General features: G+C 38.7%; 18 protein-coding genes and 2 pseudogenes. 18 read left to right on the forward strand and 2 right to left on the reverse strand.

Features of this window, described 5'->3' with window-relative positions; translation table 11 throughout:
* Window positions 1-12: 12 nt before the first annotated feature.
* The 8 genes from OCV43_RS00305 to OCV43_RS00340 all read left to right on the forward strand — a co-directional run bounded on the left by OCV43_RS00305 (window position 13) and on the right by OCV43_RS00340 (window position 12154).
* Window positions 13-912 carry a DUF4007 family protein gene (locus OCV43_RS00305; RefSeq protein WP_262623116.1) on the forward strand — a complete coding sequence of 300 codons (900 nt, stop codon included), beginning with the start codon at window positions 13-15 and terminating at the stop codon, window positions 910-912.
* Window positions 909-4517 carry a restriction endonuclease subunit S gene (locus OCV43_RS00310; RefSeq protein ID WP_262623117.1) on the forward strand — a complete coding sequence of 1203 codons (3609 nt, stop codon included), beginning with the start codon at window positions 909-911 and terminating at the stop codon, window positions 4515-4517. Before OCV43_RS00305 ends, OCV43_RS00310 begins: the two co-directional genes overlap by 4 nt.
* A gap of 14 nt (window positions 4518-4531) precedes the next feature.
* A complete protein-coding gene (locus OCV43_RS00315) occupies window positions 4532-5677 on the forward strand; it encodes an aminotransferase class V-fold PLP-dependent enzyme (RefSeq protein WP_262623118.1) in 1146 nt (381 codons plus the stop codon).
* A gap of 10 nt (window positions 5678-5687) precedes the next feature.
* Window positions 5688-7898, forward strand: a complete 2211-nt coding sequence (locus OCV43_RS00320; protein WP_262623119.1) for a DEAD/DEAH box helicase family protein — start codon at window positions 5688-5690, stop codon at window positions 7896-7898.
* Window positions 7891-8064 carry a hypothetical protein gene (locus tag OCV43_RS00325; RefSeq protein WP_196805302.1) on the forward strand — a complete coding sequence of 58 codons (174 nt, stop codon included), beginning with the start codon at window positions 7891-7893 and terminating at the stop codon, window positions 8062-8064. Before OCV43_RS00320 ends, OCV43_RS00325 begins: the two co-directional genes overlap by 8 nt.
* Window positions 8046-10040, forward strand: a complete 1995-nt coding sequence (locus tag OCV43_RS00330) for an AAA family ATPase (RefSeq protein ID WP_262623120.1) — start codon at window positions 8046-8048, stop codon at window positions 10038-10040. The genes OCV43_RS00325 and OCV43_RS00330 overlap by 19 nt, the downstream gene beginning before the upstream one ends.
* A 56-nt stretch (window positions 10041-10096) precedes the next feature.
* Window positions 10097-10591: a hypothetical protein gene (locus OCV43_RS00335; RefSeq protein ID WP_262623121.1), complete on the forward strand. Its 495-nt coding sequence runs from the start codon at window positions 10097-10099 to the stop codon at window positions 10589-10591.
* 381 nt (window positions 10592-10972) lie between these two features.
* On the forward strand, window positions 10973-12154 hold the full coding sequence (locus tag OCV43_RS00340) for a sigma-70 family RNA polymerase sigma factor (RefSeq protein WP_262623122.1): 1182 nt from the start codon (window positions 10973-10975) through the stop codon (window positions 12152-12154).
* Between the two features lie 131 nt (window positions 12155-12285).
* Here OCV43_RS00340 and OCV43_RS14155 read toward each other — a convergent pair.
* Both OCV43_RS14155 and OCV43_RS00345 read right to left on the reverse strand, forming a co-directional pair.
* A pseudogene (locus tag OCV43_RS14155) lies at window positions 12286-12366 on the reverse strand (DNA polymerase family A protein); the annotation flags it as partial.
* A 192-nt stretch (window positions 12367-12558) separates the two neighbouring features.
* Window positions 12559-13176, reverse strand: a complete 618-nt coding sequence (locus OCV43_RS00345) for a hypothetical protein (protein WP_262623123.1) — start codon at window positions 13174-13176, stop codon at window positions 12559-12561.
* 18 nt (window positions 13177-13194) lie between these two features.
* Between OCV43_RS00345 and OCV43_RS00350 the strand changes: the two are divergent.
* From OCV43_RS00350 to OCV43_RS00395, 10 genes and pseudogenes are all read left to right on the forward strand, one after another.
* Window positions 13195-14103, forward strand: a pseudogene (locus OCV43_RS00350) (ORF6N domain-containing protein); the annotation flags it as partial.
* Between the two features lie 172 nt (window positions 14104-14275).
* Window positions 14276-14743 carry a hypothetical protein gene (locus OCV43_RS00355; RefSeq protein WP_118057006.1) on the forward strand — a complete coding sequence of 156 codons (468 nt, stop codon included), beginning with the start codon at window positions 14276-14278 and terminating at the stop codon, window positions 14741-14743.
* Window positions 14744-14911: 168 nt separating this feature from the next.
* The gene (locus OCV43_RS00360; RefSeq protein WP_022243529.1) at window positions 14912-16189 is read left to right on the forward strand and encodes a substrate-binding domain-containing protein; all 1278 of its coding nucleotides are present in this window, start codon (window positions 14912-14914) and stop codon (window positions 16187-16189) included.
* A gap of 88 nt (window positions 16190-16277) precedes the next feature.
* Complete coding sequence (locus OCV43_RS00365) at window positions 16278-17786, forward strand: sugar ABC transporter ATP-binding protein (protein WP_262623124.1); 1509 nt, start codon at window positions 16278-16280, stop codon at window positions 17784-17786.
* 19 nt (window positions 17787-17805) lie between these two features.
* Window positions 17806-19458 carry a galactose/methyl galactoside ABC transporter permease MglC gene (locus OCV43_RS00370; protein WP_022243527.1) on the forward strand — a complete coding sequence of 551 codons (1653 nt, stop codon included), beginning with the start codon at window positions 17806-17808 and terminating at the stop codon, window positions 19456-19458.
* A 167-nt stretch (window positions 19459-19625) separates the two neighbouring features.
* A complete protein-coding gene (locus tag OCV43_RS00375; RefSeq protein ID WP_117841665.1) occupies window positions 19626-21224 on the forward strand; it encodes a response regulator in 1599 nt (532 codons plus the stop codon).
* Between the two features lie 14 nt (window positions 21225-21238).
* The gene (locus tag OCV43_RS00380; RefSeq protein WP_331494949.1) at window positions 21239-23119 is read left to right on the forward strand and encodes a cache domain-containing sensor histidine kinase; all 1881 of its coding nucleotides are present in this window, start codon (window positions 21239-21241) and stop codon (window positions 23117-23119) included.
* Complete coding sequence (locus OCV43_RS00385) at window positions 23106-24071, forward strand: sugar ABC transporter substrate-binding protein (protein ID WP_262623125.1); 966 nt, start codon at window positions 23106-23108, stop codon at window positions 24069-24071. Before OCV43_RS00380 ends, OCV43_RS00385 begins: the two co-directional genes overlap by 14 nt.
* A 16-nt stretch (window positions 24072-24087) precedes the next feature.
* Window positions 24088-25101 (forward strand): galactose ABC transporter substrate-binding protein, encoded by a 1014-nt coding sequence (locus OCV43_RS00390; RefSeq protein WP_317246650.1) that lies wholly within the window; start codon window positions 24088-24090, stop codon window positions 25099-25101.
* A gap of 18 nt (window positions 25102-25119) precedes the next feature.
* Entirely contained in the window at window positions 25120-25695 is a 576-nt protein-coding gene (locus OCV43_RS00395) for a DUF6553 family protein (RefSeq protein WP_262623127.1), read from the forward strand.
* The last annotated feature ends 77 nt before the right edge of the window (window positions 25696-25772 follow it).

The raw sequence follows: 25772 nt of genomic DNA on the forward strand, positions 1-25772 counted from the left end.
AGGAACAGAGGGATGGCTACGAAGTTTCGAGCCCATGAAACATTCTTTATTAGAAAGGGATGGCTTAGTAAAGGCATGCGCTATGTATCGCAGAAGCCAGATGTTTTTACTGACAAAGATGATAATCCGATGGATGTTCTTGGAATCGGTGCCAATATGGTCAAATCCCTTAGATATTGGCTTCAGGCAGTGGGCCTGACGAAAGAACCGAAGACTGGTAAGAAGAATCAATCCCTGACTGATTTTGGAAAGCTGGTACATGAGAATGATCCTTATACAGAGGAATTAGGGACACTTTATCTTCTCCACTATAAGCTTGTAACTGATGAAGAGATGGCTCCATCCTGGTATTACTTCTTCAATAGATTTGTTATGAAAGAATTCAACAAGGATGATTTTGTTGCTCAGATACAGAATGAATTGAAGATGGATGGTACAACGGTAGCTATCAGATCATTGACCGATGACTTTGCCTGCATTGTTAATACATATGTGCCAAGGTATAAGTCTGATCCCAATAAGGTTTCTCCAGAGAATAATATTAATTGTCCATTCGGAGAGCTTGGCCTTATTGATATTCTGAGTAAAGAGCGAGGCAATTATACATACAAGAAGTCCATACCAATGGCAAGAAGCTTTAATCCGTGGGTAATTATGGCAGTTATTGCAGAACAGTCAAATGGTAGAGAAGAGATTGCATTAAATGAGCTTCTATCCGCTGAGAAGAATATTGGTAAGGTATTTAACCTTGATTCGATTTGTATGCTTTCCTTGCTCCATAAAGTGGAGAAGCTTGGAGAGATTAAGATTATCCGTACAGCAGGATTGGATGTTGTTCGGGTATTACATAAACGTAGCTTTATTGACTGCGTTAAAAAATATTATGCCGATATAGAGGAAACAAATTCATGAGCAAAATGATTTCTGTTGCGTCAGGCTTTCAGTATTCAGTAAATATAGGATACGACCTGAATAATGATGACAAATTAAAGAATTTCATACCGACAAAATCGGCATTGATGTTGTTAAAGGACATACTTAGCAGTACAGCTCTTGATGCAACGGAAAGAGCGCGAGTTCTTGTAGGAGCATATGGAAAAGGTAAGTCTCACATTATACTTACCATTCTTTCGGTGCTTATGCAAAGAGACCGCTCTTTGTTTACACATTTGATGCCGAAAATCAATGAGGATCCAGAGCTGAAGCAGCTGGTTGATAATTACTATTCAGATAAGAAAAATAGGATTCTGCCGGTTATCATTAATGGAACAAGTGGCAGCTTACCACAGGCTTTTCTTCTTGCATTGCAGAGAACGCTTGATGAGAATGGTCTAGATATCATGCCAGAGACCAATTACAGGGCTGCTATTAATGCCATACAGAAGTGGAAAGCTGATTATCCGAAGACTTACGATAAATTCAAGAAAGAAATAAGTCTTCCAGTGGATGCTTTTATTTCTGAACTAAACGATTACAATGCTGCAATCTACAGCGAGTTTGAAGAGGTTTATCCTAAACTTACATCGGGAAGTATATTTAATCCGTTTGTGGGATTTGATGTTGTGGAGTTGTATGAGAGTGTTGTAAAGAGCCTCAAGCAGCGTGGATATCTGGGAATATATGTTGTCTATGATGAATTCAGCAAGTTCCTAGAGTCTAACATCACAGCAGCCTCTGTTAGTGACACAAAGATGTTGCAGGATTTCGCTGAGAAATGTAATCGAAGTAGTGAGAATGAGTTGCATTTATTGTTGATTTCTCACAAAGAGATATCTAACTATATTGATCAGTTGCCAAAGGCAAAGGTTGATGGTTGGCGTGGCGTTTCTGAAAGATTCCGTCACATTCATTTGAACAATAACTTTGCTCAGACATATGAGATTATATCTACTGTTATCATTAAGGACAGAGATAAATGGGAAGATTTCCAAGATAATAATAAAGCTAGATTTGATCAGTTAATGTCAAGATATGCTGAGCATGCAATATTCAGTGACACAGATCAGAAGGAATTGGAGACAACAATATATGAATGCTACCCGCTACATCCGGTTTCAACATTCATTCTCCCAAGACTTTCTGAACGTGTAGCACAGAATGAACGTACATTATTTACCTTCCTGTCTGCTGATGGAACATCGACTCTACCAGCATTCTTGAGGGGATTAAAGGATAAGGACTTCAGAGTCATTACACCCGATCTTATTTTTGATTACTTTGATCCGGTTCTACAGAAGGAACCTTTTGCAGGAGAACTTCATAAGAACTATGTTTTGACAAAGACTATTCTTGGTCAGATTGAAGATCAGATTCTTGAAAGCAAGATAGTAAAGACGATTTCTTTGATATATCTGTTGGGACAGTTTGATAAGCTGAAGCCTATTAAAGAGGAGATTGTCGGAATCTACAGCATGGAATACAAGCCTGCTGAGATTGAAGCTGCAATTGAGCATCTTATCAAGGATGAGTATGTGATTTATTTGAAGCGAAGTAATGACTATCTGAAATTGAAGCAGACATCTGGTGTGGACGTAGAACAGAAGATATCAGATACTATCGCAGCTTTGACTCCTTCATTCTCCTTGAAGAGCGCATTGAATGCTTTAAATATTGATAACTACCTCTATCCATCAAAATATAATGATGAGAAAGAGATGATTCGCTACTTTGAGTTTGAGTTCATTGAAGAGCAGGAACTTGAAGGTGATATTGACTGGGTGAAAAAGGCTGGGGATATCAATGCAGATGGTGTGGTATATGCTATTATCTGTGAGAACCCTGAGTCTATTAAGGAAATAAAGAATAAAATCTTAAAGACTAGCCGGGGATGCGATAGATTTATTTTCATAATGCCGAAGAAATCTACTGCTATTAGAAAAATCCTGCAGGAGTTTGAAGCAGCAAGCGCATTGAGGGATAAGGCAAAAGAGGATACAGTTCTTTTTGAAGAGTATGAAGTAATATATGAGGATTTAAGAGATGTAATCAGTGAATTTATCAGTGGTTACACCCATCCTGAAGATTACAAGTCTGTATATATTTACAACGGCGAAGAGAAGAGCATATTACGTAAGGCTGCTTTGACAGGGCTTGCATCGGACATTTGCTTTAGTACTTTCTTTGAGACACCAGTTATTAACAATGAGGCAATCAATAAGGATGAGATTACCTCAATCGCAAATAATAGCAGAAATAAGATCCTTTCAGGCCTTCTCAGAAATGTTTTGGAGTCAAATCTTGGGCTTACCGGAACTGGACAGGAAGTTTCTATTATGAGAAGCACACTTGTAAGAAAAGAGGTTCTTCTCGATGATCAGGAGGGTACCAGAATCAACCTGGCTCCATCGGATAAGCTGATGAAGGGCGTGCTTGACGCAATTGTTTCCTTTGTCATGGATGCCAAAAAGAAGGGTACAGCATCCTTTGATCAACTTTATAATGTGCTTACAGCTCCGGAATATCATATAGGTATTAGGAGTGGAGTTATTCCAATATATATTGCAGCTGTCTTTCATGAATTTAGTGAGGACATTATTCTGCAGAATGATTTGGGACAGTTGCCATTATCTGCTGATACCTTGCAGATGATTAACGCGTGTCCTGAAGATTACACACTGGTATTCCTAGAATGGAATCCTGAAAAACAGGAATTTGTAAGTAAGCTTTCTGAGATTTTCAGCAATTATGTTATTGAGGCAGAAAAGAATCTTAGTGCTTATGATTTTGTAGCATCTGCAATGAAGCGCTGGTACCTGTCACTGCCAAGATATGCTAAGGAGTCAAAAGGAATTGGCGACAAGGAATCAAGCAAGAGATACCTTAAGATGGTTAAGCTGCTTAAACTGAATCTTAACGGTCATGAGTTGTTGTTTGAGAAACTTCCTGAAGCCTTTGGATATAGAGATTTCAACGAAGGGCTTGCAGAGAATATTGAGAATGCTAAAAACTACTATGATGGTAAAATAGCTGAGCTCAAGGTTGAGCTGATAAAGCAGACCAAAGAAATCTTCTCAATCGCTGCAAACAGAGCCAAGTTGAAAAGGACATCATTATCATCTGTAATAAAGGATTGGTGTGAAACACTGGATCTGCATGTATTTGAGCAGCTTTTTGAAAATGGAACAAACAAATGCCTGGGACTTTTTAAGGAAGTAACAAATGATGAAGAGACATTTGTTGCCAGATTAGCAAAGGCTGCAACGGGTCTCAGAGTTGAAGACTGGGATGATGATACTTTAGAACGTTTCAAAGAGAATCTTGCAATGTACAAAAAGACTGCTGAGGAATTCCAAAGCAGTGAGTCTGAATGTGAAGACAGTGCTGAAAGTACTTATGAAATCAAATTCCGCAGTGATGATGGTTCATCAGAAGTAAAACGATTTGATAGAGTTGAAACAAGTAAGAGAGGAAAGCTTCTGTATAATTCGATTCTGTTTGAGATAGATTCAATGGGATATTCTATTTCAGAACAGGAGAAGAGGCAGATTCTCATGGATATATTAAAGAAAATGTGCTAAGGGAGGTGTTACAAGTGGCATATTTTGATAATGCTTCAACTACATACCCAAAGCCGTATTGCGTCTATGACTTCATGGATAGCTTTTATCGTTCCAGCGGAGCGAATGCTGGACGTGGAAACTATAAGCTTGCGCAGAGTGCAGGAGCTTTAATTGGAGATACACGAAAGAAGATTCAGGAGCTCTTGCATTGTCAGGCAAAGCAGGTTGTATTTGAACCAACGGCAACAATCGCATTGAATATTATTATTCAGGGCATTATTGAAAAAGGAGCTGTTAATATTTATATCAGCCCCTTTGAGCATAATGCAGTTACCAGAACACTTCATCATTTTGAAGAGCAGGAGAAAATCAAGATCACACAGCTGACTGTTTCAAAGGGTATGGTGTATGACCTGGAAAAAATCAGATATCAGTTTGATACTGTTAAACCTGATTTTGTTATTGTTAGTCATGCTAGCAATGTGTTTGGACTTATTGCACCGGTAGAGGATATTTTCGCACTGGCTAAGAAGTATGAAGCCATAACCCTTGTGGATATGGCACAGACTGCTGGGTTGGTAGATTTGAACGTAGGCCTTACCACTATAGATTTTGCTGTATTTGCAGGACATAAAACATTGTATGGCCCAACTGGAATATCTGGATTTGTGATGAATCCAGCGGTGAAATTTCCGGCAGTAATATTTGGCGGTACCGGATATGAATCTGCAAATCAGGATATGCCGGAAGATTTACCACAGAAATATGAGATGGGGACACAGGACATTGCTGGTATAGCCGGATTAAATGCAGCTCTTGGATGGTCAGCACAAGTTACTATTGATGCCATAAGAAAAAAAGAAGCTGAGAATCGAAAGAAGCTGATAGACCTTTTAAGCAGATACTCCTATATTAAAATAATTGGAAATTATGACTCATGTAATTATGTGGGAATAGTTTCTTGCATCATAGAAGGAATAAGCAGCGACAGTGCAGGACCAGTGTTTGACAGGTGTGGAATTGCTGTTAGAACAGGGCTACAGTGTGCACCGCTGGCACATCAGTTCATGGGAACATTTCCAGCGGGAACGATCAGATTCAGTGTTAATTATTTTACGACAGATAAAGATTTTGCAGAGTTAGAACAAGCTTTGGATTATATAGATTCAGAGTTGTAGGAGGAGTGTTGTGAGCTTAAAGGACAAGATAATAAAAAGCGAATACCGGTCCTTGATTGATAATGTGGTGCAGGATTTTTATATTCCGCTGCTTCATGAGTCAACATCATATAAGCGTGCAGTGGGATTCTTTTCGTCTTCAGCCCTTGTCGAAATATCAAAGGGAATAGCTGATATGGCTAAAGATGGTGGAAAGATTGAAATAGTTGCCTCACCGTATTTGTCTGATGACGATATTCAGGCTATCAAGGAAGGATATGAGAATAGACAGAAGATAATAGAGGGGGCGCTCATACGTCAGTTGTCTGATGAACATGAGGATTACTATTCTATGGAGCGCTTGAATCTTCTGGCACATCTTATATCAGATGGAATCCTTGATATTCGCATTGCCTATACTGATAAGGACAATGAAATTGGAATGTACCATGAGAAGATGGGAATTCTGGAAGATAAAGACGGAAATCATGTTGCTTTTTCTGGATCCATGAATGAGTCTATGACAGCGATGTCCATCAATTATGAGACTATAGATGTATTCTGTGATTGGAGAGAGGCTGAAGCTGATAGAGTTAAGTTAAAGGAAAATGCCTTTTATTCCATGTGGAATAATGTTGAGCCAAGCCTTAAGGTTTTGGAATTTCCAAATATTTCCGATGTTCTTATTGAGAAATACAGGAATAAGGATCCAAATTTTGATATTGATCATGAGCAGTTCAAAAGAAGAATCCTTGCTTATGGAAGTATATTGCAAGGGATGAGTAATTCTTCTGGAGCTCAGGTAGGAGCAAGAATACCAGCAGATGTTGAGCTACATGAATATCAGAAGGAAGCCATTGCTGCTTGGGTAGGTGAAAACTATCGAGGAATTTTTGATATGGCAACAGGTACAGGCAAAACCTATACCGGTCTTGGTGCCATTTCAAAACTTTCAGAAGATCTTAATGATGATCTTGCTGTAATCATCGTAGCTCCATACAAGCATCTGGTAGAGCAGTGGGTTGAGGATATTGTCAAATTCAACATGAAGCCTATTATTGCTTATGGTGATCCAGCCCACAAGGATTGGAGAAAGAAATTCTCCAAGGCAATAACGGATCAGAAAATCAGAAGAGATAAAAGATTCCTCTGTGTGGTGACAACGAATGTTACATTTGCAAGTCCAGACTTTCAGGAGAGAATAGATAAAATTAAGAGTCCGATTTTACTGGTGGTGGACGAGGCTCATAATTTTGGAGCAAGAAGCTATGCCAAGCATTTGGATGACAGATTTGCTTACAGGCTGGCATTATCAGCAACACTTGAAAGACACAGAGATGACGAAGGAACAGCACTTTTATATAGCTTCTTTGGAAAGAAATGTATTGAATATCCTCTGGAAAGAGCTATTGATGAAGATAAACTGACTCCTTATAAATATTATCCGATTCTTGTTTACCTGAGTGAGCTTGAGTTGGAATCTTATGAACAGCTTTCTTATGAAATGTCCAAGTGTATGATTAAGGACAAGCATGGAAAGTATAAATTAAGCAAGCGTGGAGAAATCCTTGCCCTAAAGAGATCCAGGGTTGTTGCAGGAGCAATGCAAAAACTGGAGGCTTTGAAGCGAGAAATCACTCCTTACAAAGATGATAATAATATTCTGGTGTACTGTGGAGCTACGAGGGTGATAGACGATAGTGATACTTCATCAGATGACGAAAGTGATATCAGGCAGATAGAAGCAGTTACCAAGATTCTTGGAAATGAACTTAATATGAACGTGGCGCGTTTTACTTCAGAAGAAAATATGGAGGAGCGTGCTTTAATTAAAGAGCATTTCCAGGACGGCGGCAAGCTGCAGGCTATAGTAGCGATAAAGTGTCTGGATGAAGGTGTTAATATACCAGGCATACGAACGGCCTTTATACTGGCAAGTACAACGAATCCTAAGGAATACATACAGCGTAGAGGTAGAGTGCTCCGTAAAGCAGCTAATAAGCCATTTGCGGAAATATACGATTTTGTTACTCTTCCTAGACCGCTTGACTCAGTGTCAGGGTTGACGATTGAGCAAGCGAATAGGGATAAGACATTGGTGAAAAATGAGCTTGCCCGGATTAAGGAATTTGGTAGGCTGGCATTAAATTCGATGCTGGCAAACAACCTGATCTGGGACATCCAGGAGGCTTATCATCTTAACGAAACAGATCTTGAAAAGGAGGGTGAAGATTTTGAGTGATAACGGCGAAATCCAGGTTGATAGCAAGGCCATTGAGCGACTGAAGCGGTCAATCATCATTAAGGAAAACATGAATCTGAAAACGAGAACAATGAATGATTCTCAGATGGTGGCATGGATTAAGAAGAAGATTGAGGAGGAAGTGCAATGTTACTTAAATCAATAAAACTTGAGAACTTCCGCCAATTTCGCAATGAGTCCATTGATTTTGCTCAGGGAGAAGGCGGCAAAAACGTAACCATCATCATTGGTGAAAACGGAACGGGTAAAACTACGTTTGCTCAGGCATTTTTCTGGTGCCTGTATGGAGAAACAGAGTTCTCTGACAAGATTATTCTGAATAAGATGGTAGCCACCGAAATGACTCCCGGCTCAGAAGAGAAGGTTCGTGTAACTTTGGCTCTTAGACATGGTGAGGTTGACTATACCCTCATAAGAGAGCAGGCATATCACAAGGACTATGCAAACAATGTTAAGGGTGATAATACCGTATTTGACATTGCAATAAAGGATACCAGCGGTAATACTTCTTATGTTAAAAAGTCTCAGTGCGAAGCCGAGGTTAAGAGCATTCTGCCTAAGGAACTGTCCAGATACTTCTTCTTTGATGGAGAGCGTATTGAGAAGATGAGTAAAGATATTTCTACAGGTAAGAAGGCAACTGACTTTGCAGAGGCTGTAAAGGGTCTTTTGGGTCTCAATGCGATGATAAGTGCTATTGGTCACTTTAATCCGAGAAGCAGTCTTAGCGTTATTGGTAGCTATGAGAAGAGCTTTGACTCAAAGAGCAACACTAAGATACAGGAATACACTGCAAAAATAGATAAGTGCAATGCAAGACTTGCAGAAATTGATGCAGCCTTAGAGGAACTTGATACACAGAAAGCGGCAGCTGAAACTAGAAAATCTGAAAAAGTTATAGAGTTGAAGCAGTATTCCGAAGGTAAAAAACTGCAAAAAGAAAAAGAAGATTTACAGAAGCAGATTGAAAATACTACTCGTATGAGAGCCACAGTCTATAAGACGATGTGTAAGGATTTCAATGCTTCAATGAGTCCATTCTTTTCAATTTCTTTGATTAAGAGAGCATTGGAAGTTCTGTCAAGACATGATTATTCTGGCAAGGACATTCCTTTTATCCGTGATAAAACTATTGAGTATCTGCTGAAGCAGAAGGTATGCCTTTGCGGTACCCACCTGGATGAAGGATCTGTGCCTTATGAGAAAGTGAAATCACTACTGGATGTTATCCCTCCGAAATCACTCAGTACATATGTGACGGATTTCAAGAAGGAGTCAAAACGTAGAGCAGGAGCTCTTCAGGATTTGGTTGAACAGATGCAGGAGAATCTTGCGACTGCCAGTCAGCAGAGTGATGATATTATGGATAAGACTGATGAACTTCACAAGATTGAGGCCAAGCTTAGTGGTAAAGATGTCAGCGAAAAGGTCCGTGCAATAAATAATGAGATTCAGATCTGTGTTAAAACTATCAATAAGTGTAATAACGATAGAGACAAGCTGAATATAGAACGTGGCGGTCTTGAGAAGGAGCGCGAGCGTGCAGATACAGAGAGACAGAATCTGACTTTGCTTGATGAAAAGAACAGAAAGACTCAGATGTATCTGACTTATGCCAGAAAGATTTATGAAGAGCTGGAAAATGTGTATCGTACAAGTGAAGAAGAGATCCGTAATCGCTTGCAGGATACGATTAATGATATTTTCAAGCAGATTTATGAAGGTGGCTTATCATTAACAATAGATTCAAAATATCATATTACCGTTCAGGCCAATGATTATGAGGGTGATGTAGAAACTTCTACAGCGCAGAGCATTTCCGTTATCTTTGCTTTCATTACTGGTATCATAAAAATGGCCAGAGAAAATAGAAATGCTAGTGATGATGATGCTAAGCTGCTTTCATCTGAGCCATATCCACTTGTAATGGATGCACCGCTGTCTGCCTTTGATAAGAGAAGAATCAAGACAGTATGTGAGGCTTTGCCAGAGACTGCTGAGCAGGTAATTATCTTTATCAAGGATACAGATGGTGAACTGGCTGAGGATTACATGGGTAACAGGATCGGCAGCAGACACCAGTTTGACAAGAAAAATGAGTTTGAGACCAATTTGGTATAAGGAGGAGCGCCATGTTTGATAAACAATATAGGTTTAAAGGTAGGCATGCTCTTCGTGTGGATCAGCTCACAGGAGTATTCGATGAATTAAGCAAAGCAAAGCTGATAGACCGTAACGTAGATGTCTATACGAATGCACCGTTGATCGGATTCCTATATGGAAGAACTGCTGACCTTGATGATCTTAAAAATCCAGAGACCGGTCAGATATATAATCAGAATGTCATGGGTGATCGCGTAATTTATTCTGGTGATGAATTACAGTATAACTTCTGGCTGATTATGCTACTTGATGCAAATTATGAGCCCGATGAAGAAAAGCGAATCGATAAAGCTTTCAGACATTATGGTCAGGATCCGGCTGATGAAGAGCGTTTTGATAGCTACGTAAGAGGTGGCATTGATGTTCTTTATGAAAAGCTGGTAGAAGGAGATAGCACTCCTGAGGCATTTGCAAACAGACTTTATGAATTTATCGATGAGTTTAATGATCGCTTCAACAGCGAAATCAGCAGTAACGATATTCTGCAGTTATGTGTTAATAAGTCATAAGTAATAGCGAGATGAGTTAATGAGCAATAACGATATAGACAGGGTCTTTATAGAGTTAAAAGCTCTGTCACAGAAGAAAGGTTATTTGCTCTTTGATGATGGAAGAATGGTCTTACCTAAAGGTTTTGTTGTGTATAAAGGTTCAGAGTAAAATGAGGTTGTCACTTTCTCTTGTACAATTGCAATAGGTAACAAGCGCCGTGATCTAATGCAATCTGGCAAAATGAAAGATGGGGTTTTGACTGAAGATGTTCAGTTTGGGAGCCTTTTAACGGCTGCAAAAGTATTGATAGGAAATTCGGTGAATGGGAATATTGTATGGGTAGATTCTAACGGATATATCTTGAAACAATTTCTTGCTGAAAAATGAAAAGAGAACTAATGGAGAATAAGAATGGTATTGAAAGTGCTCTTGCAAATTTAATACAGTTATCATCTGAAAAGGGATTCCTGGTATTTGATGATATTTATGATGAGGCTGATAAATGGTTTCTATCTATCCGAGATGTGGACTACCTTTCAAGCTCTATTGTTACCCGTGGAATCATTGTATATGATGAGGCACCGGTTACTGATGCAGCCGGTTCTTCCGAGGATGAATACGATGATTATGCGCAAAGAGACTATGAGGCTGTATTCAATAGAGTTATTGAGCTTGATTCGGATTTAAAGGATTTTATCAACGCTGTCCGGGCTATCGTTCCACCTCAAGCGCGTGAGATGGATCAACTGAAATATCAGGTTCAGGAGGAAAATTTATACGCTCGTGAGCGAGTAATACAGATGTATTTAAGATTTGCTGTGCGTATTGCTCTGCAGAGAGCTGAAACCTATGATTGTGAAATTTCTGACACTATACAGGAAGCTTTAATAGGTTTAGTAACGGCTGTAGACAAATATGATCCTGACTCAAGTGGGCCTTTTGGATCATATGCTTCACTGTGGATACTACAAAATATTGGTCGAGCACAGGCAACTCAAAGGCCTGCTGTATATTATCCTGTTCATAAAAAGGAAGGCTATTTTACAATGTATCCGATTTTGAAGGAAAATGGATACTTGAATTTTGATATATGGACTGATCCTGAGGTGAGAAGGATAATTCAAGATCGGCTTGGCTGTGGTATTGATCAGGCAGAGGACATAATCAGGCAGTCTATGCCAATCGAATCACTTGACGAAATCTACGAAATGTTTTTGAAAAACATTGATGTAGATGAAATACAGGACGATGTTTTTGAAAACATTATAGAAAACGAAATACAGCCGAATGTCTTTCAAAACATTAATCCGGATGCATTCTATTGGAATGATGGCATTTATGAAGAGATCGAGCAGCGGGCATTAAGAGAAATTCTTGAAAAACTAATGGGAGAATTATCAGAAAGGGAGCAGGCGGTTCTCATAGCAAGATATGGTTTTGAAGATGGTGTTGAAAAAACACTAGAAGAAGTAGGGCAGACGTTTGGCGTCACCCGGGAGAGAATCCGTCAGATAGAATCAAAGGCTTTAAGAAAACTTTCACATCCTACAAGAATCCGAGAATTGAAAGATTTTCTTTAGTTGGTAGTTACGCACTGCCAAACTGGTAACAAAATATTGTAGTATAAAGAAAAGCGGCAGGAGATGCTGCTTTTTAGAGTTGCTGTTTTTGTTGGATGATGTCTTTGAAATGAAAAAGGCTTTTACCTTGATATAGATTTCAAAGCACCTACAGATACACCATATTCCAGGGCTAACTCAGCGATTTTACCCTTTTGTCTGAGATGACCATTTTCTTCATAATGCAAATTATTGACACAAGTAGTAAACTTAAGGTACCTTCGTGGAAAATAAAAAAGTGGAGCCCACGCATGGAACTCCACCGGCTACGGGCATCGCAAGTTTCCGTAGCACAACCACTACAAATTATATACCATTGATATCTGGCGATGTCAAACAGTATTTTTTTTAGTGGCATTAATAGTTTATGCGTTTCTGTGTGTGATATTCTTATTTTGTTCATTCTTGGCATTCAGCCATTTTTCTTTATATTCCAGTGCTTTCTCAGGCTTGTGCCATCTGGCATATAGATTATTCAGATATCCGTATACAGATTTCAGATAGTTATTCTTAGAAACATAATTATCAAATGCTGAAACAGCAGTATCAGATGAAGCTAAATCAGAATCACTGGTATCCATAGCAGTATTGATAATACTCTCTGCTGCCAGTAGATTCTTTTCGGCTTCTACTGGTTTACCTTCCTTTAATGCAATTATTCCGGAAGCAAGTCGGCAGCAGCCATAATCTAAAGTGTTGTAGCCTTCGTTATCTGTTACAAGAGCATCATATTGATTAAGGACAAGCCGTGCAAGCTCTAAATCACCAGCAAGTATCAGCATATTTACAAGATTAAGCATCTGTTGGAGCATATCATGCGTTTCAATTATGCCGGTGTCAGCATATGAAATCCTTATCTCAAATGCCTTGTGTAAGGCTTCGGTTGCTTTATCAGTTTTTTTAAGTGCAAGATATACATTGGACAGATTGTTATAAAGATTTGAGAGTAGATTGATATAGCGCTTCTGATTCATGGTGTTCATAGTGTCATCTTCATTTTCAAGCAGGTTAAGAATAACATTGCCAAATTTGAAGGCGATGATTTTATGTTTGAATTGAATGATGAAGAAGTGGAAAATCTTTCAAGGTGCAAAAATTTCACCTTGAATATGGGAAGAGGTTCAAATATAAAATACAAACCTTATGTGTTTACAGAGCAGGGAGTATATATGCTTATGACAGTTTTGCACGGCGAGCTTGCAATTAAACAAAGCCGTGCACTTGTGAAGACTTTCAAGAAAATGAAAGATTACATTTTAGAAAATCGAGATCTTATAGGTCAGCGGGAAATTCTTCAGTTAAGCATGGAAACTGCTAACAACAGAATAGAAATTAGCAAAATCAACTCAGATATGATATCTCTTGAAAAGCAGATTTCAGATGTTGCAGAAGGACTGAGGGATGTTGTGACAAAATCTGAGTTGGCTGATATGATGAACAGCTTTGTTTCAGATGATGATGAAAAGTGGCTCATGTTTAATGCAAAATTTAGTAGTGCAGATGAGGTGTATGAGTCCATTTATAAGCAGGCAAAGTCGTCAATATATGTCGTTGACAATTATATTGGATTAAGAACGCTGGTACATCTTAAAAATTCTCCTGCAGGAGTAAATATTACTTTATTCAGCGATAATGTTGGGAATAATAAACTTCATAATATAGAATTTACGGATTTTTGCAAAGAATATCCATCCGTAAAAATATCAATGAAAAAGACAGGCGGTATATTTCATGATCGATTTATAGTGTTGGATTATGGAACTGCTGATGAAAGGGTTTTCTTATGTGGTGCTTCGTCAAAGGATGCAGGGGCTAGAATAACCAGTATTGTTGAAGACTATGGAGTATCTAAATATACTCCGGTGATTGCAACGCTGTTGAAAAATCCAACTTTAATTTTACCACAGTAGAGGGAGTGAATGTATTGGAAAGGAAGTGTGGGAAGCAGGTAATCGGAAGAAAGCAATAAGGACTTGTCAAAAAAATTTTTAAAAAAATAAAACCTGCCATAATATTATTCCGTCATATAAGTGAAAACAATAATAAAAACCGGTGGAACATCGGAGAAAAGAGGAAAATATTATGGCAAAAGAAAAAAGAAATCTTTATGAAGAAGTAGAATTTGGTAACGATTATGGTTATGCAATGCAGGTAAAACGGGAAGCGGAGACACAGTTATATGAGATTCAGAAAATCTGGGGACTGGCAATTGCCGGAACGGTCTGTGGAGGTATCGGAATGGTGCTGGCATTCCATCCGATTTTTATTATGATAGGATTTGTTATGGGCTGTGTTTGTTACAGCAAAGTGGGTGGTTTTGGAATAGCGGCAAAATGGGCATGGAACATTGCAAAATTTGGCTGGTTTGTAGTCCCGTATTTTCCGATTGATTTATTAGTCGGTGCCATCGCATTGTGTTTAGGTTTCCTTTCCTTATTTTTCCTGCCTTTTTTCGTGGTTAATCATATCAGAAAACAGGCACAGCAGAACCAGCAGCTGGCAGAGGCATTCCTGCATACATGCCAACAGAATGATGGTGCAGCTGCATAGTTGTTCGTCAAAATACATATAAAAATTACAGATTATCAAAATATTTTGCTATTTCATCCAAAAAAATTCTATTCTTTCCAGATTGGTTTGTGATTATAATGAATTTAGTCGATGAGACAGGTTCGGAGAAACCAAAATCAACAAATTGCAAACCAGGAGGAAAAAAGAATGAGAAGGAAAAAATTATTAACTGTATTGGTAGCAGCAACACTTGCATTATCCATGGTTGGATGTGGCTCTTCCGGAGGAAGCGGCTCTGGTGACTCAGGAAGCACCAGCAGCGTAGCAAACAAGGATAAACCACTTTGCTGGTTTAACCGTCAGCCATCCAACAGTTCCACAGGAGAACTTGACATGGATGCATTAAATTACAACAAAGATACCTATTATGTAGGCTTTGATGCAAATCAGGGTGCTGAACTGCAGGGACAGATGGTTCTTGATTATATCAAAGAAAATGCAGCGACCATTGACCGTAACGGAGACGGAGTAATTGGTTATGTACTTGCAATCGGAGACATCGGACATAACGACTCTATTGCACGTACCCGTGGTGTCCGTTCTGCACTTGGAACCGGAGTAGATGCAAATGGAGCAATTGATTCAACACCGGCTGGTACAAACGTAGACGGTTCTGCAAAAGTTGTTCAGGATGCAACACTGGATGTAGATGGAAAGACTTATACAATTCGTGAACTTGCTTCACAGGAGATGAAGAACTCTGCTGGTGCAACATGGGATGCAGCTACAGCAGGAAATGCAATCGGAACATGGACCGCATCTTTTGGTGACCAGATTGACGTAGTTGTTTCTAATAATGATGGTATGGGAATGTCAATGTTTAATGCATGGGCAAAAGATAACAAAGTACCAACCTTCGGATACGATGCAAATAGTGATGCTGTTGCAGCTATCGCAGAAGGATATGGCGGAACAATTTCACAGCATGCAGATGTTCAGGCTTACCTGACATTAAGAGTGCTTCGTAATGCTTTAGATGGAGTAGACATTGATACCGGTATCGGTACTCCGGATGATGCAGGAAACTGCTTAACAGAAGGAGAAGATTACAGATATAGTGAAGAAGAAAGATCTTACTATGCATTAAATATAGCTGTTACAGCTGATAATTATCAGGATTTCACAGACTCAACCAAGGTTTATAGCAAAGTATCCAACCAGCTGGATGCAGGCAAGAGTCCAAGCAAGAAGGTATGGCTTGATATTTACAATGCTTCCGATAACTTCCTTAGCTCAACTTATCAGCCACTTCTTCAGAACTATGACAAACTTTTGAACCTTGAAGTAGATTATATCGGTGGTGATGGACAGACAGAGTCTAACATTACAAACCGTCTCGGCAACCCGGGTGAGTATGATGCATTTGCAATCAACATGGTTAAAACAGACAATGCATCATCTTATACATCACTTCTTTCAAAATAAGGTTATTGCCCGGAAGAAAACAGCATAGATACAGAAGGGCATCAGATAAAAATGGTGTCCTTCTTTTCAAAGAAAAGGAAGTAGAATTATGGCAGAGGATAAGAATAAATATGTCTTATCGATTAACGGCATGAGCAAATCGTTCGGAAGAAATAAGGTTCTGGATCATATCAATCTGAATGTCAGACCTGGAACAATCATGGGACTTATGGGTGAAAATGGTGCCGGTAAATCGACAATGATGAAATGTCTCTTCGGAACTTATCAAAAGGACGAAGGAACAATAATATTAGATGGAAAAGAAGTTAATTTTTCTGGCCCAAAGGATGCACTTGAAAATGGTGTCGCAATGGTTCATCAGGAATTAAATCAGTGTCTGGAGCGCAGTGTCATTGACAATATGTTCTTAGGACGCTATCCGAAGAATTCATTGGGAATGATTGACGAAGGAAGAATGAGAAAAGAAACTTCCGATTTATTCCGTAAACTTGGTATTACTGTTAATCTGACACAGCCAATGAAAAAAATGTCTGTATCACAGCGCCAGATGTGTGAAATTGCAAAAGCAATTTCTTATCATTCCAAAGTAATCGTATTAGACGAGCCGACTTCATCACTGACAGCACCGGAGGTTGCAAAACTTTTCAAGATGATGCGGCAGTTAAAAGAACAGGGAATTTCATTGATTTATATTTCACATAAAATGGATGAAATTTTTGAAATTTGTGATGAAATATCAGTTCTTCGGGATGGCAGCCTTGTTATGACAAAGGCAAGTAAAGATACCAATATGAATGAACTGATTTCTGCAATGGTTGGCCGTTCTTTGGATAACCGTTTTCCACCGGTAGATAACCAGCCTGGTGAAACGGTTCTTTCTATACAGAATCTTTCAACTAAGTATGCACCAAAATTACAGAATATTTCTTTTGATATTAAAGAAGGAGAAATTTTTGGACTGTATGGTCTGGTTGGAGCCGGTCGTACGGAACTATTGGAAACTATTTTTGGTATGCGTACCAGAGCGGCAGGAAATGTAATTTATAATGGAAAAGTAATGAATTTTACATCCCCGAAAGATGCAATGGATCATGGATTTGCTTTAATTACAGAAGAACGAAAAGCAAATGGACTTTTCCTGAAAGCAGATATTACATTTAATACTACAATCGCCAATATGAATCATTATAAAAATGGATTCGCACTTTCCAATGATGATATGGTTCGTGCGACGGCAGAAGAAATTAAAGTCATGCATACAAAATGTATGGGACCAGATGATATGATTTCCAGTTTGTCCGGAGGAAATCAGCAGAAGGCAATATTTGGTAAATGGCTGGAGCGCTCACCAAATATATTTATGATGGACGATCCTACAAGAGGAATTGATGTAGGTGCCAAATACGAAATATATGAATTAATTATCAATATGGCAAAACAGGGAAAAACAATCATTGTTGTATCCTCTGAGATGCCGGAAATCCTTGGAATCACAAACCGGATTGGTGTTATGTCAAATGGACATCTTGCCGGAATTGTTAATACTAAGGAAACAAATCAGGAAGAGTTATTAAGACTCAGTGCGAAATATTTATAATCAGGAAGGAGCATTGGATATGGCAGACAGTAGTATTATTCTTTCATCCGCTGCAGAGGCAGAGCTTTTGAAGCCGATTGATGAATATGTAGGAAAAATACAGGCACAGATTGATGAACTTCGTAAGGATGGTTCAGATAAGGTGCGCAGCTTAAAAAATCACATTGCAATCGTAAAGGAAAATAAGAATTTAACAAAAGAAGAAAAGAGCAGAATGATTGCAAAGGACAAGGAAGCCTTAGAAAAGGCAAAAGCGGTGGAGTCTTCGAATAAAGACAAAGTATCAAAGCTTATCGCAGATGCAGAAGGTTATCTTGCAAAACATTATAAAAATGATTACTATCAGAAAGTTGCTGATAGCTGCAAAGCTGAGAAAGAAGCTGAAAATGCAGAATACAAAAATATATGTGCTTCCATCAAAGCAGAGCATGAGCAGAATATGAGCAGACTCAGCGATGCAGATGAGAAAAAAGACGAGAAGTATGTTTATAAGAATAAATTATTTGATGCCCAGATGGCACATGAGTCCAGACTTCAGGAGATTAAGGACAGAAGGCATGATGCATATGCACATAAGTATCATCTGATTGACTTACTCCGTATGTCAAGATATACATTTGCACAGAAGAGAGCACAGAAATTTGAAAATTACAAATATACCTTTAATACCACACAGTTCCTTTATAAAAATGGATTGTATATTGTCATTATTTTAATCTTCATTGCTTTATGTATTATTACACCGGTTGTAAAGAATACACAGTTACTGACAACGACAAACATCTTAAATATTCTGCAGCAGGCTTCACCAAGAATGTTCTTGGCATTAGGTGTTGCAGGACTGATTCTTTTAACAGGTACTGACCTTTCTGTTGGACGTATGGTTGGTATGGGTATGGTAACAGCAACCATCATCATGCATAATGGAATTAATACAGGTGGTGTATTTGGCCATATCTTTGACTTTACCGGTATCCCGGTTGCTGCAAGAGCAATTCTTGCATTGGCAGTCTGTATTGTACTTACAACAGCATTTTCTATGCTGGCAGGCTTCTTTATGGCGAAGTTCAAGATGCATCCGTTTATTTCAACCATGGCAAACATGCTGATTATTTTCGGACTTGTAACATATGCAACAAAAGGTGTTTCCTTCGGAGCTATTGATTCTGCAATCCCGGCTATGTTTATTCCGCAGATTGGAAAATTCCCGACAATTATCCTTTGGGCTGTTGTTGCAATTATCGTAGTATGGTTCATCTGGAATAAAACAACATTTGGTAAGAATCTGTATGCGGTTGGTGGAAATCCTGAAGCAGCAGCAGTTTCCGGTATATCTGTATTTAAAGTAACATTAGGAGCATTTATTCTGGCAGGTATCCTGTATGGATTTGGTTCCTGGCTGGAATGTAACAGAATGGTTGGTTCCGGTAGTGCAGCATATGGACAAGGATGGGATATGGATGCTATTGCAGCCTGCGTAGTTGGTGGTGTATCCTTTACCGGTGGTATTGGTAAGATTTCCGGAGTTGTAACTGGTGTACTTATCTTTACATCCCTTACATATTCCCTTACTATTCTGGGTATTGATACAAATCTTCAGTTTATTTTCGAAGGAATCATCATTTTGGCAGCAGTAACACTTGACTGTCTGAAATATGTACAGAAAAAATAAGTAATTCGTAATCAGAATCATTCACATATAATCACCATAGGCCGCCCGCTCATCGTCAGAGATGAATGGACGGCCTAAACAATATCAGGTATTCAGAAAAAGACATTTGTCTGATATAATAAGAGCAGGAGAAGAAAGAGCTGAACATGCTGAAAGAGGAACGTCATATGGAAAAGTATAAAGTGATTTTAGTTGATGATGAAATAGAAGCAATCCAGGCAATGGAACATAAGATGGACTGGGATGGACTGGGCTTTGAGGTGTCAGGCAGTGCAACCAATGGAGTGAAAGCCCTGGAACTGGTAGAAAATATACAGCCGGATGTTGTGATAACCGATATAAAAATGCCTTATATGAATGGCCTGGAACTGGCGCAGAAGTTAAATAATGATTATCCAAATATACATATTATTATTTTTACAGGATTTGATGAATTTGAATATGCCAAAGAGGCAGTACATCTGGAAATTGAAGAATATATGTTAAAGCCGGTAAATGCAGTTGAATTATCTGACTGCATGGAAAGACTGAAAGAGACTTTAAACCGGGAAAGAGAAGAAAAATTAAATGTTAAAAAACTGCAAAATTATTTCCAGGATGCACTTCCGGTGCTAAGGACGAATTTTTTTGTTTCGTTAATTGAAGGCAGGGTAAATGAGACAGAATATGAGAAATTTTTATCTGCTTATCAGATTCCACTGGAGGGACCCTATTATTGCAGCGTGGTATTTCATACTTCAGAGCACCATGTGCCGGAAGGAATGAATCCATTGTTGTTATCCATGTCTGTCGAGCATGAAATAAAGGAAAGGATTGCATCAGAACTCAACTGTCAGGAATTTATGTATCTTGGGAATACAGTTTTGATAGTATCGCTTGATTCAGAAGATAAGGCAACAGAACTGACAGATTTTTGCGATAGATTCTGCAGATGGGCGAACCGTGTGATTGGTGCAGTTGTAACGGCTGGTGTTGGAAGATATTGCGATAGTCTTTTGAATATCAGTAATTCTTATGAAGGTGCAAGAAAAGCAGTATCCTACCGGGTTCTTTATGGAACTGCAAGGGCTATAAATATTGCGGAAGTAGTTCCACGGGAGCAGACGGTAGCCGTACAGTCAGAAGATACAAAAATGCATGAGTTGTTTAAAACGATTTATCTTGGAAATGTAAAAGACATTGAGTCAGCAGTAGAGAGGGAAGTGGAAAAACTTCATAAAAGTGCTGCCACAGTAAATCAGTATCATTTATCAGTTATGGAGATGGTAGGTGCTTTTTACCGGTTCTGTGCCAATAATTTTATGGACTTTAATGATTTCTTTGAAGAAAAAGAAAATCTCTATGAAAAGGTGCCGGAACTGGATAAAGCAACTCTGATGAAGTGGATGAAAAAAGCAGCAGTGGCAATTAGTGAAAAGTTGAAAAGTGCAAGAAATAATACTTCAAGGCGGCTGATTACAGATGCAAAGAATGTTGTGGCAGAGCGTTATATGGAACCTGATTTTTCTCTGGATACGGTATGCTCAGTGCTTGGTGTATCCAATTCGTATTTTTCAACGATATTTAAAAAAGAAACCGGGAAATCCTTTATTACATATCTGACGGATTACCGGATGGATGTCGCAGTCAGGCTTATTGTAGAAACCAATGATAAAAGTTATGAAATTGGAGAAAAAGTAGGATATCTGGACGCAAATTACTTCAGTTATGTGTTTAAAAAGAAATTTGGAGTATCTCCGTCAAAATACAGAAAATCACCAGAATAGGAATATGGAGAGCTATGAATCAGAAAAAAAACAGAAAGAAAAAGCACGAAAAAAGGAATATAATTCAAAATATGATGCAGAATATTTCAGCCTGGATGGATATACAGTCACTGCTTATGACAGTTCTTTCTGCCATGACCATTGTTACAACAATAGTTATGGGATTACTGATTTATAGCCGTTTTAAAATGTCAGTAAAAGAAACAGCAATTTCCAATGCAGAAAGCCGGATAGAGAGTACAGTGGATCAGGTAAATAATGAATTGCGGAATATGAGACAGATTTGTAATGCTGTTAATTATAATATCGTACAGGAATATGATATTTCTGACCAGGAATTCAGCAGGCAGTTCAGTCTGTTGTATGAAGTAAATAATGATAAGCTGCAGAGTATGGCCCTTTATGACAGTGATGGGAAAATTATTGCAGCAGAACCAGTGGCTACCAGAGAAAAGAATCAGAAAGTAACAGAGCAGGACTGGTATAAAAGTGCTACAGATGAGATAGAAAATATACATATATCAACACCCCATATTCAGGATTTGTTTGGGAATGAGACATATCAATATAACTGGGTGGTGTCTTTAAGCAGCCTGGTGGATATGAATCATGGTGACACTCCGGACAGTGGAGTATTGCTGGTTGATATGAAGTATTCCATGATAGAAGAGGTTTTAGATAACCTGAATGAAGCAGCGGGAGAGACGTATTATTATTTATGTACAGATGATGGAGAAATTCTTTATCACCCAAGAAAAGCAGAAATAGACAGGGGATTTTTTACAGAAGATAGCAGTACAGCTGCTGGTTATGCAGATGGTACATATGAGATTTCTGTGAATGGGGTAAAAAGTAATATAGTAGTGAACAGTCTATCTTATACCGGATGGAAACTGGTAGGAGTTGTACCGGAGGGGGTGCAGACGGCAAGCATTAATAAGTTCCGGTATTATATAATTGCCACGGCAATTATTCTTCTGATGATGCTTTTTGTTGTGAATAAAATTATGGCAAAAAAGATTTCAAAACCGATTTTGAAATTGGATGAATCCGTAAAGTCTTATGAAACAGGAGAAAAGACTGAAATATATATAGGGGGTGCTTCGGAGATAAGGCATCTGGCATATTCTGTCCAGAATTCATATAAGCAGATAGAACAATTGATGGAAGAAATTATCCGGCAGCAGAATAAGCGGAGAAAAAGTGAAATGGATGCACTGCAAAGCCAGATTAATCCACATTTTCTTTATAATACACTGGAATCCATCACCTGGATGGTAGAGGCAAATAAGAATGAAGAAGCTGTTTTTATGATTTCGGAACTGGCAAAACTGCTTCGCATCAGTCTTTCAAAAGGAAAAACAGTGATAAGGATTTCGGAAGAATTACAACATAGCAAAAGTTATATGAATATACAGCAGATTCGTTATAAAGACCGTTTTCAGGTGGAATTTCTGATTGATAAAAACGTAGAGGAATGCTGTACTGTAAAACTGGTAGTACAGCCATTGCTTGAAAATGCGATTTATTATGGAGTAGGAAATATGGATGAAGATGAGGGCGGCAAAATTATTGTCCGCGGTGAGCAGAAAGGGAACGATATTTTCCTGTCAGTAGAGGACAATGGAATGGGCATGAGCCGGGAAGTGGTTGATAATCTTCTGACAAATAGTGAAAAAGTTCCAAAGCATGGTTCGGGAGTTGGGCTTATCAATGTGCATACCAGAATACAACTGATGTTTGGAAAAGAATATGGATTAAAAATTTACAGTGAGCCGGATGAAGGAACAAAGGCTGTAATACATATCCCAGCAATTCCTTATTCAGAGGAAAAACGTGGAGAACTTGAAAATCAGAACAGAAAAAGAGAGAGGGTAGAAGATGAAAAAAAATAAGATTACCTTTATCCTCACAGAACTGATGCTTATTGTACTGGCTGCATTTTTTATAATCAGGATTTTTTCAGATAATGAGTCTATGAAAAGAGTTGCGGTTATTGTGGAAGATTCCGGAGATAAGAGATGGGATGCATTGCTGAATGGGTTAAAACAGTCTGCGGAAAATAATAATCTGCATCTGATCATTTGTAATACAGATTTAATTGAAAGCATGGAGGATGAAGAAGAACTGATTAATGAACAACTGCAGAATAATGTAGATGCATTTGTAATCTGTCCGGCTCCGGGAAAAGAAACAAAGACTATGCTAAACCGGCTGCAGGGAGAGAGACCGTTTATACTGATTAATGAGGATACCTACGCAGAAGAGCCATCTGGTTATGCAACGGTAAAACCGGATAATTATAAGATTGGTCAGATGCTTGCGGAGCGGTTAATACAGGATGATGAAGAACAACTGGAGAATAAAAAAATCGGTGTCATTCTTGGAAAGGCAGAGACAGAGGAAAATGTGAACAGAATTGCAGGGTTGAAAGATGGACTGGAGGGAAGTGGTTGTGAAATTTCCTGGGAGTACAATTATGCCAGGGGAAACCAGAACACCAGTGAGATTATTGCATCTAAGAAACAGGTGGATTATCTGGTAATTCTGGACAATTGGGCATTAGAAGAAGTGGGTGAGGCTGCAGAAGAAAATAAGTATCACGGTGCAAAGATTTATGGAGTTGGAAGCAGTGAAAAAGCAATTGTGTTATTAGATAATCAGAATATAGAATGTCTTGTCGTACCGGATGATTATGAGACGGGGTATAAGAGTATGAATGAGATTGCAAAAAAGCTAAGGCATTCCTTTTACAAAATGAACAGTTGTAAAACAGAAGTCAGAATAATCAATAAAGAAGATTTGTATTCAAAAGATCTGGAAAGGTTTTTGTATTCATATGAGTAGAACAAGAAGAAGGACAATGGCGGTTACGGTAACACTGATAATACTGATACTGGTGCTGCCCGGATGCAATCAGAAGACAAAGCGGATAGAAAATACACTGAGGGTGAGTGTAGTTACCTATACGCATGATGACCCGTTTATTAACGCCACGGTGGATGAACTGAAGGAAGAGTTAAAGAAGCGGGAAACAGAAGAACGGAAGATTATAACATCTGTCAGAAGTGCAGATAATGATCAGAAAGCCCAGAATGAAATTGTCGAAGAAATGATAGATGCCGGGTGTGATATTTTATGTGTAAATCTGGTTGATCGAACGGATCCGACAACCATTATCAGACTGGCAAGACAGCATGATATTCCTGTCATTTTCTTTAACAGAGAACCGGTTCCGGAGGATTTGTCGCAGTGGAATCAACTATACTATGTAGGATGTGAGGCAAAACAGTCTGGCGAGATGCAGGGAGAAATTGCAGCAGATTATATAAAGAATCATCCTGAGGTTGACAGGAATCAGGATGGGAGAATTCAGTATATTTTACTGGAGGGAGAGGCTGGACATCAGGATGCCATCAGTCGTACAGATAGTTCGGTAAAGACACTGATAGAACAGGGAATCAATCTGGAAAAACTGAGCTACCTGTTTGCAGACTGGAACAGGGGACAGGCGGAAAATAGAATGAATCAGATTATCAGTCAGTATGGGACCGAAGTGGAGATGGTTATTTCCAACAATGATGAAATGGCATTAGGGGCAATTGAAGCTTATAAAGATGCCGGTTATAATCGGCAGGAGTGGCCGATTATATTTGGCATTGACGGATTGGAAGATGCATTAGAGGCAATACAGAATGGAACCATGCAGGGAACCGTATATAATGACAAGGAAGACCAGGCTGAAGAAATGGCAAGGCTTGCAGTGGACATTTACGATGGAAAAAATCAGGAAGTACAAAGCCTGCAGGAAGAAAAATATTATGTATCCCAGTATCGTAAAGTTGACATCAGTAATGTTGAAGATTTTATAAAATAGTGACGAAGAGGAAATATTATGCAGGAAGATTCAAAGTGGCTGAATGATTTTTATCAGGAAGTTAATGCTGGAAAAAGAATGGAACTATGGCAGAAGCATGGGTGCACGGAACAGACAGAAGGAGACACTTTCCGGGAGCAGCTTTTATATGCACGATATGGAAAGAAGAAAAAGAAAGAGGATACCTTTATTGGTTATCTGATGCAGATGAAATATCTTTCGGAAAGTACCGGAGTAGATTTTTCGGGACAGCGGAAGAAACAGGCAGTAGAAATCATAAATGGGTTATATCTTCTGGATGTAGAAAATCGAAACCGGGTGGAACAGGAGATACTTCAGGCAGAACTAAAAAATACGTTTCTTACATTTATGGATGTGAGTAAAAAGGGAAGAGGATTCACCTCTTTCGTATTTGGAATGGGACAGTTGTCAGAGGAAGGAATTGCTAAAAAAATTGCAGAGCAGATAAGTGCAATTGCATTTACAATGCCACATAAATTTCATATGGACAGAGAATTTGCTGTTTTGCAGAAAGCTGCGTTGGAAGCATTCCGCCAGCAATACCCTGAGCGGGAGCATTTTCTGATGAAGTAGCTGCGAACTTCTATCGGACAATAGCTGCAAAGATTATTTTTTTGCACAAAAATTGTCGAAAATTGACAAAAATCGTA

It is taken from the genome of Roseburia amylophila, assembly GCF_025567465.1.
Lineage (GTDB): Bacteria > Bacillota > Clostridia > Lachnospirales > Lachnospiraceae > Roseburia_C > Roseburia_C amylophila.

What these genes read in the sequence shown, in the direction of transcription:
- OCV43_RS00370 (WP_022243527.1), top strand. Translation starts at nt 17,806, where the DNA reads ATGGCAGACAGTAGTATTATTCTTTCATCCGCTGCAGAGGCAGAGCTT.
- OCV43_RS00340 (WP_262623122.1), top strand. Translation starts at nt 10,973, where the DNA reads ATGGAGAATAAGAATGGTATTGAAAGTGCTCTTGCAAATTTAATACAG.
- OCV43_RS00365 (WP_262623124.1), top strand. Translation starts at nt 16,278, where the DNA reads ATGGCAGAGGATAAGAATAAATATGTCTTATCGATTAACGGCATGAGC.
- OCV43_RS00355 (WP_118057006.1), top strand. Translation starts at nt 14,276, where the DNA reads ATGGCAAAAGAAAAAAGAAATCTTTATGAAGAAGTAGAATTTGGTAAC.
- OCV43_RS00385 (WP_262623125.1), top strand. Translation starts at nt 23,106, where the DNA reads ATGAAAAAAAATAAGATTACCTTTATCCTCACAGAACTGATGCTTATT.
- OCV43_RS00310 (WP_262623117.1), top strand. Translation starts at nt 909, where the DNA reads ATGAGCAAAATGATTTCTGTTGCGTCAGGCTTTCAGTATTCAGTAAAT.
- OCV43_RS00345 (WP_262623123.1), bottom strand. Translation starts at nt 13,176, where the DNA reads ATGAACACCATGAATCAGAAGCGCTATATCAATCTACTCTCAAATCTT.
- OCV43_RS00380 (WP_331494949.1), top strand. Translation starts at nt 21,239, where the DNA reads ATGAATCAGAAAAAAAACAGAAAGAAAAAGCACGAAAAAAGGAATATA.
- OCV43_RS00375 (WP_117841665.1), top strand. Translation starts at nt 19,626, where the DNA reads ATGGAAAAGTATAAAGTGATTTTAGTTGATGATGAAATAGAAGCAATC.
- OCV43_RS00305 (WP_262623116.1), top strand. Translation starts at nt 13, where the DNA reads ATGGCTACGAAGTTTCGAGCCCATGAAACATTCTTTATTAGAAAGGGA.
- OCV43_RS00395 (WP_262623127.1), top strand. Translation starts at nt 25,120, where the DNA reads ATGCAGGAAGATTCAAAGTGGCTGAATGATTTTTATCAGGAAGTTAAT.
- OCV43_RS00360 (WP_022243529.1), top strand. Translation starts at nt 14,912, where the DNA reads ATGAGAAGGAAAAAATTATTAACTGTATTGGTAGCAGCAACACTTGCA.
- OCV43_RS00390 (WP_317246650.1), top strand. Translation starts at nt 24,088, where the DNA reads ATGGCGGTTACGGTAACACTGATAATACTGATACTGGTGCTGCCCGGA.
- OCV43_RS00330 (WP_262623120.1), top strand. Translation starts at nt 8,046, where the DNA reads ATGTTACTTAAATCAATAAAACTTGAGAACTTCCGCCAATTTCGCAAT.